This is a genomic window from Brevibacillus borstelensis (assembly GCF_036700025.1).
Lineage (GTDB): Bacteria > Bacillota > Bacilli > Brevibacillales > Brevibacillaceae > Brevibacillus > Brevibacillus borstelensis.
This window is the reverse complement of sequence record NZ_CP144922.1, coordinates 3,693,388-3,706,488: the sequence shown is the minus strand read 5'-3', so window position 1 is coordinate 3,706,488 and position 13,101 is coordinate 3,693,388. Positions and strand designations below refer to the sequence as shown.

Genomic DNA, 13,101 nt, shown 5'->3' with positions numbered 1-13,101 from the left:
AGACTTAAAGGCTCTATGGGAAAACGTAAAGGTATTGAGATAGTGATTGTTAATATAGATGGCGAGGAAGTTGAATGTAAGCCTTGTAAGAATCGTCACGGAAAGAGAGTAGGGGGTGATCTTTCTGTCCAACATTCAATTCTGGCTAAGTTATAACAACGGCGCGGAGATACTTCAACTCCCAGTAAATCCGCCTTCCGTGTCCGTATCATCCTCGCACGGCTATGAGGAAGTCAACGTCCTGCAACTAGGCGAATACACCGTTATTGGTGACGCCAACTTGCGGGACTTTTCTTTTTCCTCGTTCTTCCCGCGCGATTACAACCCGTCCTATTGCGAGTACGAGGCGATACCCGCGCCCTGGTCCGCCGTCGAAACGCTCGAACGCTGGATGAAGTCGCGCCGCCCCATCCGCCTGACCATCACGGGCACACCGATTAACGTCGCGGTCACGATCCGTTCGTTCAATTACGAGCCAGAGCGCGCCGGTAACCCCGGCGACATCTACTTCGACCTTACACTGAAAGAGTACGTGTTCGTCGATGTGAATAAGGTCGAGATTACCGGGAACAAGGCGAAAGTCAGCACGCAAGCAACTCGACCGAACACGCGCGAAGTCCCGTCAACCTACACGGTAAAGCCCGGCGATAACCTGACGAAGATCGCGCTCCGGTACGGTAAGAAATGGCCGGAGATTTACGCGAAAAACAAGTCCGTTATCGGACCGGACCCTAACCGTATTTATCCGGGACAAAAGTTGGTGCTCGCATGAATATCGAAGTATTGTACGAGGGGACCCCGTTACCCGTCCAATCCGTAACGTGGTCGGGCGACATTACGCAGGCGGCGCGTAAGCTCGACGTATCGCTCGTCAACACAACGGACGGTCGGACGCAGGCCCGGCGGATTGAACACGGAAAAGAGCTCCGGCTCCTGTACGATGGGCGCGAGCTATTCCGCGGCCCGGTCTTCGCGTTCGATATTGACGCGCGCGGCCGAATGAGCGTGACGGCTTACGACGAGAACACGTACCTGACGCGCAACCAGGATACGCGCATCTTCCGTAATATGACCGCGAGTGCGATCGTCAAGCGGTTGTGCGCGGACTTCGGGATTCCGACGGGGACGATCGCGAACACCGGTTACGTGATGCCGAAGTTGATCCTCCGCGACAAATCGTTGTGGGAAATGATGATAACGGCGCTTACCTACACGCGAAAGCAGACGGGTAGGCGCTATTTTATTACCTCGCGCGAAGGCCGGTTGCAACTCCTCGAGCGCAAGGAACAGATCGTCCGGTGGGTGCTCGAAAATGGCCGGAACATCATCGACGCGTCCTACGCGCAGTCCATCGAGGACATGCGGACGCAGGTTAAGGTGATCGGCGGCGACCCGGACAAGAAACCGATTATCGCGGTAGTGAAGGACGACGCGCTCATAAAACGGTTCGGCATCATGCAGCACCTCGAAAACGTAGACCCGGACATGACGGCCTCGCAGGTGCAGCAGCGCGCCAAACAACTTCTCGCGGAACTCGGCACAATCGACGATACCGCCCGTGTTGACGCGCTCGGCAACCCGGACGTGACCGCAGGCACCGCGATCTATGTCCGTGAGTCCATGACGGGACTGGTCGGCGGATTCTACGTTTCAACCGATTCGCACACGTTTAGCGGCGGCACACACCGGATGTCGCTGACGTTGAGCGCTACGGACGACCTGCCCGTTATGGAATACGAGGAGCCGCCGGAAGAAAAACGGAAGCGACGGAAAGGAGCGGACGACAAAGTTGACCTCATCCTCAACGCGAAAGGTATCGGATAGGATCGAAGGCTCCGGCGCGAGCCAACTCGTTCAGATCATCCGCCAGATCGGCTATAACAACTACGACCGGTTCGAGCTCGCCACGGTCGTCTCCCCGCCGCCCGACCTCCGCATCCGTATCGATAATATGGCGCTGGACCTCGAAGCGGACGACCTCGTAGTGACCGAACACTTAACGCGACACAAACGCATCGTAACGATCAAGCACGAGCAGGACACGGAACGCGACGTTGGCGACACGGAACCGAAGCCGCGCGATAACGATAGCACCGGGTCGCTCGCGTGGACATATTCGTACGTTGAACTCCAGTTCGAAGACGTGCTAAAGGCGGGCGACCGCGTGCTCGTTGCGTCCATGAATGACGGGCAATCCTACGTAATCTTAGACCGGGTGGTGACGTACAATGGCGCTGAGTCCACTTAAACCACCGGAAGAACGCGCGGTCGAAGTCGCGCCCACACCGCAGCCCTCGCGGACTTACGCGCTTGACTTCGAAACGGGCGAGATCGGCGGTATTATCGACGGCGAGGCCGCGATCCGGCAGGCGATTCGCAAGGCGATTATGACGGCCAGGTTCCGGTATCCGATATACGGGTACGAACATCTATACGGAGCAGAAATCGAAGACCTCATCGGTCAAGACCTGCCGATCGAACTCCTCAACGCAGAAATGCCGCGCTTGATCCAGGAAGCGCTTTTGGTCGATGACCGGATTACTGACGTATACAACTTTAAGATCACACGCGAAGGAGACGGTCTGTACGTCTCTTTTTTCGTTGATACGGCGGACGGCACAACAATCACGGAGGAGGTGACGGTATAGCGGTGGCTTACGAAGATCAAACGAAAGATGTGATACACCAGCGGATGCTCGACGCGAGCCCTGCGGACATCGACAAGCGGCCCGGCTCGGTCACGTACGACTTAACGGGACCCGCCGCAGTCGAGTTTGAGACAGCGTACATGGAGTTGGACGTGACGCTCGACCGGGGAATGCCGGACACCGCGACCGGCGAATACCTCGAACGCGTGGCGGCCGCCCTCGGACTTGAACGGAAGCCTGCCGTTAAAGCGACCGGCGAAGTCACGTTCTCGGGCGTGGATGGCTCGGTCATTGACGCGGGAACCGAAGTGTGGACGGACAGTCTCGAACCGATCTATTTCGTCACAAAAGCGGCTGTGACGATCACGAACGGAAGGGCAACGGTGGCAGCGGAGGCCAAGGTCGGCGGCAAGAACGGTAACGTCGCGGCAGGCGCGATCAAACTGACGACCGGCAACCTGACCGGAGTAACGGCGGTCACCAACGAAAAGCCGTTCGCTGGCGGTGTTGACGAGGAAACGGACGAGGCGCTCCGCGAACGCTACTTCGACCGCGCCCGCCGTCCGATCACGTCAGGCAACGCGAACCATTACCGTGCGTGGGCGATGGAGGTCGCCGGAATCGGTGAGGCCCGCATTTATCCGTTATGGGCCGGGAACGGAACGGTCAAGGTCGTGGTCATTGACGGCAACAAGCGCGCGCCCACCCCGGCGAAAGTGGCGGAGGTCGCGGCCCATATCGAGGCCGTCCGGCCCATTGGCGCTACGGTAACGGTTGCGGCTGCGACCGAGCTACCGATCAACGTAACCGCGACACTCACGGTAAAGCCCGGAACCTCTATCGCAACGGTGACGAGCGCGGTGCGGGCGAGCTTGTCCGCGTACCTGACGGCCATTGCGTTTAAGGAGACGGTGATCCGTATCTCGCGGATTGCGAACATGATTCTCGACGTGGACGGCGTGATCGACTACGCGAACCTCAAGGTGAACGGCAGCACCGGAAATCTAACGGTTCCTGACGGTTCAGTCGCGATCATGGGGACGGTGACGTTTACGTGATGGAACGCGATATTAGACAGGATATGCACGATTACCTGCCGGACTATTACGCCGAGTCCGTGGTGGTCGCGAATCTGATGGACGTTGAGGCGGCGGAGTTTGAGCGGCTGCACGTGGCGATTCGGGACGTGACCGACCAGTATTCGCCTGAGACGGCAACATGGTCGCTCGACCGGTGGGAGGCGATCTTCGGACTCACGCAGAACAAGTACGCGCCCTTAACGTGGGATGTGCTGGAAGAAAACGTTGCAACGTTCGATGAACTCGAAAAGTATACGTGGAACGAACTGGACGTCGCGCCGTTCGTAAGGCAACCGGACGTTGATCGTAGGTCCGCGATCAAAGCGAGGATGCGCGGGACCGGGACGGCTACGAAAGAGATGATTCGGAGCGTGGTCGAGTCGTACACGAACGGGACCGTGGAGATCACGGAACATAACGACCGGTACGCGATCACGATTAAATTCGTCAGTAACGTGGGGATTCCGCCGAACTACGAATCGGCGAAAGCGGCCGTGCTCGAAATCATTCCGGCGCACATTGGCGTGGAGTTTACGAACGAGTACTCGTTGTGGCAGGACGTTCGGAAAACAACATGGGGCAACCTTGCTAATTACACCTGGGGAGATGTGAAAGGAGGACTGTGGAATGCCTAATCTAACACCGCGACTTGGGCTGAAAAAACCACTACCGGCCGAGTGGGCAGATATATCTATCCTTAATGAAAACTATGACACGCTTGACAGTGTAATCACCACACTTGGAAGCGATAACCGATCAACCAACTTTCGCAAGGCATTAGACTTCCCGATCGATACACGGTCATTGGCACTCACATATACAACTGGGCGCCTCACGAAAGTAGAGGAAAAAGACGGATCGACCGTAGTGAAAACAACAACAATCGGATATGACACGAACGGGCGAGCAAATAAAATTACGGAATCCGCAGGAGGCAAGACCGTGACCACAACGTTAATCTACAACACGGACGGTACTCTCGGCTCTGTCACAAAGGCGGTGAGTTAACGGTGGATTCAGTAGGATATGCATTAGCGAGACAAGTTGAGCCGTACCGTTGGCAGCGCGTCATGGGGATTCCAAATAATGACAGTTTTACGACTGCGGAAATCATCGGGGATAAAGCCTATGTGCTCAGCCCTAACTACACGCAGGTATATGATTTCGCAAATGCGAGATGGGATCAGGAGCCTCCGATGCCTGCGGAGCGTAAACGGTATAACTTTGCTACTTGCTTAGTTGGATCGAAAATTTACGTCATCGGCGGCCTTTTGTCGTCTGGAGTATACGGCGCAGTACGCTACGTGGACATATACGACACGGTGCAGAAAAAGTGGACTACTGGTCCTGATTCTCCACCAGTGACTCCCGAAAATCTTGGATTACATCAGGCTGCTTGTGCATCTGTAAACAACTCTGTTTATCTTTTCGGAGGAAGGTGGTCGGGCAGTTCAGGGAATAGCGATGCCGTCTACGCCTTGGACCTAACGTCAGGAACATGGTCGCAAAAAGGAACGATGCCGATCACTTTGGCTAACATGGGAATCGCTCAATATGACGGGCAAATTTACCTTTTTGGTGGTTTTCTAAGTTATGGTAGCAACGGACGTAATGATTCGAACAACATCTATTTGTATAACCCAGCGAATAATTCCTGGACCACGAAAAGGACAATGAACAGCGCCAGGACAGGCTGTAGGGCGGTAGTTTTCAACGATAAAGTTTACATTCTTGGAGGAGAAGGGACGGTCCTAGTAGAGGAGTACGCTCCTTCAACGAATGCACTTTCTATCAAGCAAGGTCCGACCGAGATTTTCACTAACTTTGGAGCGGTAAAGTATGGCGAAGCTATTTATGTGTTTAAGGGTGGTTACGTTTCATCATATAACTCTGCCGGAACCAGCCTTGATACGCTGATGGCATGGCTAGCAACGTGATAAGGGGGAAAAACGATGAGTTCGAGTCAAACGCCCAACCTCGGGCTACACATATGGTCGGGATCGGACAAACCGAGTCGAACGGAGTTCAACGAAAATTTCGAGCGTTTGGATGCACTCGAAGCGTCCGATATCGCTTTATCCAGCTCACAATTTACGGAAACAAATGTCCAGGCAGCGCTCGAAGGTTTAAAGTCGTCTGTCAGTAGTGGAAAAGCGTCACTCATTCCCGTCATTACTGGCAAGGGTGGTACGGTGCCTGGGAGTGACCCGCGATCTTTTGCGGAGATAGCGCAAGGCATCCAAAGTATTCCGGCCGGACTGGACACCTCTGATGCTACAGCGGTGGCAGCCGATCTACTCTCAGGAAAAACAGCATACGTAAAAGGTAGCAAAGTAACCGGAACTATGGTAAATCGCGGCGCTGGCGGCATAGTTACACCGGGCACCACGGACCAAACGAAAGCTGCCGGTTATTATTCAAGCGCGATCACGGTCAAAGGTGATCCGAACCTAATTGCGGCTAACATACTGGCGGGAAAGTCCATATTCGGAGTGGCGGGGGCGGTGACTGCAGGTAAGAAATGGGCAACTGGAACGGCTACAATAGATTCAAATTATATGGCGACAGTTTCAGGTTTATCATTTGTCCCTGGTCTTGTACTGACTAAACTAAACGGCTCCGTAGGTTCTTCCTACCCAACACAATCAGCACGCACGACAGCGGCATTTGGTACTAATAATGGATTTGGTTTTGACTTTGCTGCCTACCCGTCAAATAGCTACGGTACGCATTCTGATATAACATTTACAGCAGATGGATTTATTTGTAATGATTACAGAGGGAGTTCAGCCGTGGGCAAGACTGTATATTGGATTGCTTTTGAATAGAGGCGGTGATTATTTTGAGTGTGCAAATCGGAAGAAAAATTTACTACGAAAAATCAACCGGAAACGTCATCGTTAACACTGGCGAGCGCTCCGGTGCCGTTCGCGAAACAACGGTCGACGAAGACTTCGCGAGCTATGCGGCCCTTGCCGAACGTGTCCGCGATACTGTCGATTATATCCAGCTCGAATACGGGCAGTACGCGCAAGATTTCGCGGAGTGCAACGGATACCGGGTTAATCCCGAAACCCGTACGCTGGAGTTTTCGTACCCCGACCCGAACCAGCCGGAGGAGCCGCCGGTGTATCGGAAATCCCTTGCGGAAGAAAACGCGGCCCTCCGCCATCAACTCGCGGACACCAACCGCGATCTCCAAGTCATCGCGGAATACGTATTTGGCGCCTAATAACGAAAGGAGACGGTAACATGTCGGTGAACAACACACTCGTACGAATTTATGCGCGTAACATTTACCTGTACGGCACCGAGCGTTTCACGGCGCGCGACGGATTTAACGGAATCCCGGAAGCCTACCACGGTCCAGTAAAGGCGAACGCGGCCTCTACGTTTACGCGCCCGCAGATCGATAACGCTTTTGCGTACGGCTACATCAACCAAACGGAATATGACGAGACAGCGGCGCTCATCCCTACGGGCGCTTAATTTATTTGCGGAGGTGCCCGATGGGAGAGCACGATATCGTATCGGTGTTGCAGGACGTGCGCGAGCGGATGGTTCGCGTCGAGGAAAAGGTCGACCACCTTACGCGGGACCGTGAACGGACGGAGAAAGCGTACGAGGTTGCGCGTGACGCCTACGCATTGTCAAACGAAAACGCCCGTGCCATCGCCGAGATCAAAGCGGACGACCGGCGAAAGTGGGGCGTCATTATCGGGATGGGGACGAGTTTTATCGGCTCCGTCCTGATTTATTTTCTAACGAGGTGACGCGGATGAAAACGTTCCTCAACGATAGGGACGGCGTGAGCGAGCGCGACTATCTCCTACTCGCGGCCACGACCGTCTTTTTCGTTTTCGTCGTGATCGGACTGATTCTCGTATTGCTCGGCCGCCCAATCGACGCCATGTACATTGCGCTGCTCGATATGGTGGCGCCGGTCCTCATGACGATAACGGGTGGCGTGTTCGGTGTTCGCGCGGTCCAGGAGTTCCGCAAGAAAAAGTCGGACACGGCCGAAGAGGAGGCGGAGGATTATGACGCGCGAGTTTAACGTAGTCGACGAAATGCTTGCGCCATATCGCGTTACAAGTCCGTACGGCCCGCGCAAGGACCCGTTTACCGGGGCGCCCGTTTTTCACACCGGCATTGATCTCGTGAAGGGACACCTTGCGCCGATCCACGCGTTTACGGACGGGGTCGTCACTCACGCGAAGATGGGCGTGGCGGGCACGGGCTATGGCGGATTTGGCGTAGTCGTCGCGGTGCAGGACCGGAATGGGGCGACGCACCTGTACGCGCATCTGCACGACGCCGCCGTCCGGGTGGGCCAGCGTGTAAAGCGCGGAGACGTGGTGGGGCGGCAGGGGAGTACCGGCCGGTCGACCGGCTCGCACCTGCATTACGAGGTGAGGCGGAAAGGATACGGGACGCACACGGACCCTATCGCGTACTTGCGCGAGTACTGCCCGGCCGTTAAGGAGCCGGTGGTTGCAGCCGAAATAGCGAAGAAAGCGGAGGAGGACGTTATGAAGGCGATTGAAGCGTGGAAACTGGAACTCGCGGATAAGGCGATCGATAATCTCGCGGTCAAGAAGGATGCGACCGGAAAGTCGCTCTTGCAGAATGCGGACGAGTGGAAAGCGCGCCTCCGCAAAGAGCCGCAGAAGGTGCTCGAGGATATGCCGTGGCTGCTATTTGTCATGGTCGACCGTGCAACAAACGGAGGTGGGAAGTAATGAACGAAACATTGAAACGCAAACTCTCGTCGCGCAAGCTCTGGCTCGCCGTGGCCGGGTTTGTCACGTCCATTCTCGTCCTGTTCGGGACCGACGCGGGAACGATCGAGAATGTGACCGCGATGATTACGGCATTTGGATCGGTCGCAGCGTATATCCTCGCGGAAGGATACGTTGACGGCAAGCGGGAGGACGCGGAATAACGAACGCCCTGGTGACGCGGTCGCTCTGTTACGGAGTGACTACGTTACCGGGGCGTTATTTTTTTTTGTCCCAAACGGTCATGTTACGCTCTAACGGAAAGGAGCGTATTCCACCGTGAACCCATCGTTTTATTACGTAGTTACCTGGCGCGAGGCCACCGCCATCCACCGCCAGCTCATCGAAATCGGCGCGTCATACCGGATCCAGCCGCAGGAAGACGGAAGCCTCGCGTTCGTGTTTCCGGACATGCCCGTCCGCCTCTACGGTCAGATTCGCGAAATATTTGGCGAAGATGGGCGGGAGAATGACGCGAATGGGCGGAGGTTCCGGTTGGTGTCCGATTGGGAAGCGAAGTGGATTCGCGTGGAGAATGTCGTGAGCGTGACGAAGTGACTGCGTTACAAATCGCAAAATTTTTGGGCGAACGCGCATAAATCCGCCTGACTCCGAATACGCTCTAGCGTAGCGCGTAGGCGCAAGCGAGCGGTTGCCCATCGTATGCATAACGGCCCTGGTACGGAATTTCTCCGCGCCGGGGCCGCTTTTTTTGTGTGTACGTGCATAAGTCACGGAGTCACCGCGTATCGTTACGTCAAGTGGCGAAAGGAGGGCGGCCAAGTGATCGCAGGTAAACGGATCGGACTCACGCCAGACGACGACACGCGAGCGAAACTGATACGGCTCGCGATAGCATGCGGCAAGCATCCGACGACGATGGCGCTGGACCTCGTGCGCCTATGCGTCAACACACCGAATATCATCGACCACGTACAGCGGATACATGGCGCCGAGGAGCGTTATCGCGTCCGGTACAGGGTCGAGGGAAAGGCGGTGATTTACGAGTGAAATCGGGCAGGGAACGGGAAACGTGTGCTACTTCAAAACATCCACAATGATTTTCAGCGCAAGCAGTCCGGTTCCTCCGGCAACAAGCGCGTAACCAGCGTATACGAGTAACGGCATTGTGCGACCTCCTGACGATGGTATTACGCGTAGTATCGACAAACGAGGGGAGAGATATACCGTGTTTTATTCGGTCAGTTTGCCGCGATTTGGGCGTGAGAAAGTCGAGGTGATACCATGGCGCGATTTTTTCGACGGGATGGGGAGCGCACTGACAACGCGACAAAAACGAACGATACGCGCTCTCCTGGCGGGTGCGGCGGCAGCGCACGTATTACGTTTGGAGCACGTGGAGGCGGCGGGCGGGATTGCCGAGCGGATCGTCCGGGCGTTCGACCCGATAATAGACCTGACGCAAGGGCTCGCGTACCCCATATCGTTTCTGATGATAACCGGCGGATTTCTGCTGATCATGGTCGGACAGCGCTCGAAGGGTCTCGCAATGATGAAGTGGGCGGCGGTCGGCTACATCGGGATTCAGTTTGCACCCGCGATCATGCAGATATTGGTGAGCGTAGGCAAAGCGATGGTGGCGCGCTAATCCACCTGCGGATAACGCCGGACGCACGCGTAAGCAACGAGGCGGTCGAACAGCTCGCGCAAACACTTTGCGTTTACCAATCGCCACTTGAGCGGTGGGACTCCGCCAGCCGCCGGATAGCCCGCGCCCCGTTCGTATCGTTCGAAACCGCGCTGCGGCGGCAGGGGACGTCGTTTACCGTAACGGTCCGCCGCGATTACGAATCGCTCGCGCGTAAAGCGATAGAGTCGACGTGGCCGCACGTAACGGTGGCGGAGGTGGCGGACCCGTTCGGGGAGCGCCCGGCACTGACGGCGACTCTCGGCCTCCACTATCATTACATGTTCGCAATCCGTGTGGATCGGCGCGAAGTCTCGTTCCTGGCGTCGCTCCTCGAAACGGTGCGCGCAATGGAGGCGGACGATGCCGTATACGTGCAGACGCTTTCGGTCCCGGCCGAACGCGATTGGTACGAAGGGGCGGCGCAGGCTTACGAACGGTTTAAGGCGGGCGAGATGCCGCAAAAGCTTGCGCTGAATAAGCGGACGGTCGGGCGGACTGCGCTCAAACTCGCGACGAAGACGGTGCTCGGCGCAATCTCCGTCGTGACCGAACTTATGACGGGCGAGGAGCCGGAACCGATAAATATTGACGGAGGCGAGCGTGCGGCCATCCTCCGCGACGGCAAACTCCGGTCGGAAACGCTCGCCAAGACGCGGGGCGACGCTTATGACGTTGAGGTGCGGGTCGGCGTCGTCTGCGCGGATACGGCGCGAGCACGCGCACTCATGCGGATGGTCACGATGGCATTCCGGGAGCTCGACGGCGACAATCACTTCGTCGCGACCGAGACGGGGGCCGACCGGGCATGGCGCAAGATGCGTGAGAGGACGTTGGGGCTCCGCCTACAGCGCGATTACCTGTCGATAGCGGAGGTGTCCCGCCTGTTCCTGTTACCGACGCGGCCGTTACAGGAGCGCTATGGGATCGACGCGATCAAGCAGCTTGAGACGGGTGTCCCTGCGGAAATATCGGAGGGCGGCATGCGGTTCGGCACCGTGAAACATAAGGGCGCAGAGATTCCCGTATACATGTCGACGAGCGACCACGATGAGTTATGCCTGCCGCGCGTGATCATTGGCGGAATGGGTAGCGGAAAGACTACGGCGGGCGCGAACCTGATCGTGGAAGCCGTCCGTAATGGTTTCGGCGGGCTGGCGATCGATCCCGCGAAGGGGCAGATTGGCGACATGGTGGCGACCGCGTTACCGAGTGACCGCGTAACCCGGATACGCATTGACGGCGTGACTCCGTTCGCGCTAGATTTTTGCGAGATCGCCCGGTCGCCGCGCGCCAAGAACCGCCTCGCCAACGCGATTATCTCGTTCTTTAACACGGCGACCGACGAGGCCGGGGCGCAGACGGCCCGATACCTGCGTGCCGCGATCATGGCGATGCGGACGGCGCGGCTGGCGGAAATCATTCGGATATTCGAGGATGACGAGTATCGGGCGGAGTGTATCGCGGAAATGGGCGCGGGGATGCACCGGACAACGCTCGAGGACTTCGGGCGGATGACGGACGGCAAGCGGGCGCAAGTATTGGCTCCGATTTACAACCGGCTCGACACGATCCTGGGCGACGAGTACCTCGCGGAATGCTTCGCGTCCGACAATTCACTCGATATGGTCGGGTTGACCAGCGAGAGGCGAGCGGTCGTTATCGATGTGCCGAAGTCCGCGTTAGGACCGGAAGGCGTCGACCTCATCGTGAACCTCCTGACGGTCAAACTGGACCTGGCGATGACATTGCGGGAGGAGGCCGATCAATTTCCGTTTTTCATCGTATATGACGAGCCGCATCAGTTCCTCCGGAGTGCTCGCGCGTGGAAGGCGGCGGCGGTCGAATCGCGGAAATGGCGGTATGCGTACGCGTGGCTGTTCCATTCGTGGGAGCAAATACCGGGCGACCTAGCGGAGATCATCCGGAGTGCCGGACCGCACTATTCCGTGTTCCGCGCGAGCAAGAAGACGTTCCGGGAGCTCGCCGAGGAGCTGGCGCCGTTTACCGTGGAGGATTACGTGAAGATGCCGAGGTATCACGCGCTGAACGTGCTTCGCGTAGGGGAGGCGCAGCATGCCGTGGTGATGGCGAAAATGAGTGGGCCAGTTTGATACATATATAATAGGAAGAAACTCGTCTAACGGTGTCGAACGTTTGACACATTAGTTCATTAGCGGTATACTTCGGAAGTGTAATAGCTAGTCCGTGGGACTGCGTTATGACCGTGTGTCACCGTCGAATGAACGAAACAGGCAGCCGCAAGGAAACGGGAACGAACGGATACGTCCGATACCTTCTAAGCCGTCGGTCGGGAGTTCGAATCTCTCCTGGGACGCCATCTCTTAAAAGAAAACCTCCCGTAGACTTTTTTTAAGTCCATGGGAGGTTTTTTGACGTCAACTTCCGCTATGGGTCTCGCAAAGATGAGTGTTCTACGGATGCCGTTTCTGTCGGATGATGAAACACCCAGACATCCGGGCGAAACGAGGAAGAAGAAAACGAACGAAGAAACGAACAAACGATGCGTGCCTTCCGAAAGAGGGGACAGTTGGTGGGTATTCAATCGACAAAAGGATTGTAATTGTATAGTCCGCCAAAATACCGCTTATCTGCGATCTGAGTGGCCTCGGATTTCTCTTTCTCAAGAGATGCTCTGATTTCATCCCAATATTCAGGTGTTGCATCGGACAAGTCTACATTCATTTTCTCCCCGATCAGGTTACGGATTAGCTGCCAATCGTCGGGGTGCTCGTATTTCTTGACCCCGCCTCCAATTAACCTGATGTCATGCAAGGTACGTTTGATGTCATCCGGAATCATGGATTACCTCCATAAAGAACAAATGTACACTCAGTTTGACCTGAAAGGGTCATTTATATCCAAAAGAGTAGGTCTTTTTCCATCGACGGAAGCTGGAGCAGACGGCAGCTAGATCAGAGAGC

The 13,101-nt window shown here is 56.2% G+C and carries 21 protein-coding genes; 19 read left to right on the top strand and 2 right to left on the bottom strand.

Features of this window, described 5'->3' with window-relative positions:
* Positions 1 to 115: 115 nt before the first annotated feature.
* From V5G20_RS17740 to V5G20_RS17655, 18 genes are all read left to right on the top strand, one after another.
* Positions 116 to 772 carry a LysM peptidoglycan-binding domain-containing protein gene (locus V5G20_RS17740; protein WP_338461543.1) on the top strand — a complete coding sequence of 219 codons (657 nt, stop codon included), beginning with the start codon at positions 116 to 118 and terminating at the stop codon, positions 770 to 772.
* Positions 769 to 1,824, top strand: coding sequence for an XkdQ/YqbQ family protein (locus V5G20_RS17735; protein ID WP_338461541.1), 1,056 nt, complete (start codon positions 769 to 771; stop codon positions 1,822 to 1,824). The genes V5G20_RS17740 and V5G20_RS17735 overlap by 4 nt, the downstream gene beginning before the upstream one ends.
* Complete coding sequence (locus V5G20_RS17730) at positions 1,790 to 2,248, top strand: DUF2577 domain-containing protein (RefSeq protein ID WP_338461539.1); 459 nt, start codon at positions 1,790 to 1,792, stop codon at positions 2,246 to 2,248. The genes V5G20_RS17735 and V5G20_RS17730 overlap by 35 nt, the downstream gene beginning before the upstream one ends.
* Positions 2,229 to 2,648, top strand: coding sequence for a DUF2634 domain-containing protein (locus tag V5G20_RS17725; protein ID WP_338461537.1), 420 nt, complete (start codon positions 2,229 to 2,231; stop codon positions 2,646 to 2,648). The genes V5G20_RS17730 and V5G20_RS17725 overlap by 20 nt, the downstream gene beginning before the upstream one ends.
* Before the next feature lie 2 nt (positions 2,649 to 2,650).
* Positions 2,651 to 3,706, top strand: coding sequence for a baseplate J/gp47 family protein (locus V5G20_RS17720; protein ID WP_338461535.1), 1,056 nt, complete (start codon positions 2,651 to 2,653; stop codon positions 3,704 to 3,706).
* Positions 3,706 to 4,362: a putative phage tail protein gene (locus V5G20_RS17715; protein ID WP_338463479.1), complete on the top strand. Its 657-nt coding sequence runs from the start codon at positions 3,706 to 3,708 to the stop codon at positions 4,360 to 4,362. The genes V5G20_RS17720 and V5G20_RS17715 overlap by 1 nt, the downstream gene beginning before the upstream one ends.
* Positions 4,355 to 4,735, top strand: coding sequence for a hypothetical protein (locus V5G20_RS17710; RefSeq protein WP_338461533.1), 381 nt, complete (start codon positions 4,355 to 4,357; stop codon positions 4,733 to 4,735). Before V5G20_RS17715 ends, V5G20_RS17710 begins: the two co-directional genes overlap by 8 nt.
* Positions 4,736 to 4,737: 2 nt before the next feature.
* The gene (locus V5G20_RS17705; protein ID WP_338461531.1) at positions 4,738 to 5,664 is read left to right on the top strand and encodes a Kelch repeat-containing protein; all 927 of its coding nucleotides are present in this window, start codon (positions 4,738 to 4,740) and stop codon (positions 5,662 to 5,664) included.
* A gap of 15 nt (positions 5,665 to 5,679) precedes the next feature.
* Positions 5,680 to 6,555, top strand: a complete 876-nt coding sequence (locus V5G20_RS17700; protein WP_338461529.1) for a hypothetical protein — start codon at positions 5,680 to 5,682, stop codon at positions 6,553 to 6,555.
* A gap of 20 nt (positions 6,556 to 6,575) precedes the next feature.
* Entirely contained in the window at positions 6,576 to 6,959 is a 384-nt protein-coding gene (locus tag V5G20_RS17695; RefSeq protein ID WP_422388003.1) for a hypothetical protein, read from the top strand.
* A gap of 20 nt (positions 6,960 to 6,979) precedes the next feature.
* The gene (locus V5G20_RS17690; RefSeq protein ID WP_338461525.1) at positions 6,980 to 7,216 is read left to right on the top strand and encodes a hypothetical protein; all 237 of its coding nucleotides are present in this window, start codon (positions 6,980 to 6,982) and stop codon (positions 7,214 to 7,216) included.
* Between the two features lie 20 nt (positions 7,217 to 7,236).
* Entirely contained in the window at positions 7,237 to 7,500 is a 264-nt protein-coding gene (locus tag V5G20_RS17685; RefSeq protein ID WP_311068321.1) for a holin, read from the top strand.
* A 5-nt stretch (positions 7,501 to 7,505) separates the two neighbouring features.
* Positions 7,506 to 7,784 (top strand): hypothetical protein, encoded by a 279-nt coding sequence (locus V5G20_RS17680; RefSeq protein ID WP_311068322.1) that lies wholly within the window; start codon positions 7,506 to 7,508, stop codon positions 7,782 to 7,784.
* Entirely contained in the window at positions 7,768 to 8,469 is a 702-nt protein-coding gene (locus tag V5G20_RS17675; RefSeq protein WP_338461521.1) for a M23 family metallopeptidase, read from the top strand. The genes V5G20_RS17680 and V5G20_RS17675 overlap by 17 nt, the downstream gene beginning before the upstream one ends.
* A complete protein-coding gene (locus V5G20_RS17670) occupies positions 8,469 to 8,672 on the top strand; it encodes a hypothetical protein (protein WP_338461519.1) in 204 nt (67 codons plus the stop codon). The genes V5G20_RS17675 and V5G20_RS17670 overlap by 1 nt, the downstream gene beginning before the upstream one ends.
* 115 nt (positions 8,673 to 8,787) lie before the next feature.
* Positions 8,788 to 9,066, top strand: coding sequence for a hypothetical protein (locus tag V5G20_RS17665; protein WP_338461517.1), 279 nt, complete (start codon positions 8,788 to 8,790; stop codon positions 9,064 to 9,066).
* 225 nt (positions 9,067 to 9,291) lie between these two features.
* A complete protein-coding gene (locus V5G20_RS17660) occupies positions 9,292 to 9,519 on the top strand; it encodes a hypothetical protein (protein ID WP_338461513.1) in 228 nt (75 codons plus the stop codon).
* Between the two features lie 226 nt (positions 9,520 to 9,745).
* Entirely contained in the window at positions 9,746 to 10,117 is a 372-nt protein-coding gene (locus V5G20_RS17655) for a hypothetical protein (protein WP_338461511.1), read from the top strand.
* Here the strand turns inward: V5G20_RS17655 and V5G20_RS17650 are convergent.
* A complete protein-coding gene (locus V5G20_RS17650; protein ID WP_338461509.1) occupies positions 10,114 to 10,359 on the bottom strand; it encodes a hypothetical protein in 246 nt (81 codons plus the stop codon). The genes V5G20_RS17655 and V5G20_RS17650 overlap by 4 nt on opposite strands.
* A gap of 15 nt (positions 10,360 to 10,374) precedes the next feature.
* Here V5G20_RS17650 and V5G20_RS17645 point away from each other — a divergent pair, with 15 nt between their 5' ends.
* The gene (locus tag V5G20_RS17645) at positions 10,375 to 12,270 is read left to right on the top strand and encodes an ATP-binding protein (RefSeq protein WP_338461507.1); all 1,896 of its coding nucleotides are present in this window, start codon (positions 10,375 to 10,377) and stop codon (positions 12,268 to 12,270) included.
* Between the two features lie 448 nt (positions 12,271 to 12,718).
* Here the strand turns inward: V5G20_RS17645 and V5G20_RS17640 are convergent, their stop codons facing one another.
* On the bottom strand, positions 12,719 to 12,979 hold the full coding sequence (locus tag V5G20_RS17640; protein ID WP_024985113.1) for a hypothetical protein: 261 nt from the start codon (positions 12,977 to 12,979) through the stop codon (positions 12,719 to 12,721).
* Positions 12,980 to 13,101: the final 122 nt, after the last annotated feature.

Coding starts and splice junctions, on each gene's coding strand:
- V5G20_RS17710 (WP_338461533.1), top strand. CDS start 4,355: ATGCCTAATCTAACACCGCGACTTGGGCTGAAAAAACCACTACCGGCC.
- V5G20_RS17715 (WP_338463479.1), top strand. CDS start 3,706: ATGGAACGCGATATTAGACAGGATATGCACGATTACCTGCCGGACTAT.
- V5G20_RS17735 (WP_338461541.1), top strand. CDS start 769: ATGAATATCGAAGTATTGTACGAGGGGACCCCGTTACCCGTCCAATCC.
- V5G20_RS17725 (WP_338461537.1), top strand. CDS start 2,229: ATGGCGCTGAGTCCACTTAAACCACCGGAAGAACGCGCGGTCGAAGTC.
- V5G20_RS17700 (WP_338461529.1), top strand. CDS start 5,680: ATGAGTTCGAGTCAAACGCCCAACCTCGGGCTACACATATGGTCGGGA.
- V5G20_RS17680 (WP_311068322.1), top strand. CDS start 7,506: ATGAAAACGTTCCTCAACGATAGGGACGGCGTGAGCGAGCGCGACTAT.
- V5G20_RS17640 (WP_024985113.1), bottom strand. CDS start 12,979: ATGATTCCGGATGACATCAAACGTACCTTGCATGACATCAGGTTAATT.
- V5G20_RS17670 (WP_338461519.1), top strand. CDS start 8,469: ATGAACGAAACATTGAAACGCAAACTCTCGTCGCGCAAGCTCTGGCTC.
- V5G20_RS17685 (WP_311068321.1), top strand. CDS start 7,237: ATGGGAGAGCACGATATCGTATCGGTGTTGCAGGACGTGCGCGAGCGG.
- V5G20_RS17675 (WP_338461521.1), top strand. CDS start 7,768: ATGACGCGCGAGTTTAACGTAGTCGACGAAATGCTTGCGCCATATCGC.
- V5G20_RS17690 (WP_338461525.1), top strand. CDS start 6,980: ATGTCGGTGAACAACACACTCGTACGAATTTATGCGCGTAACATTTAC.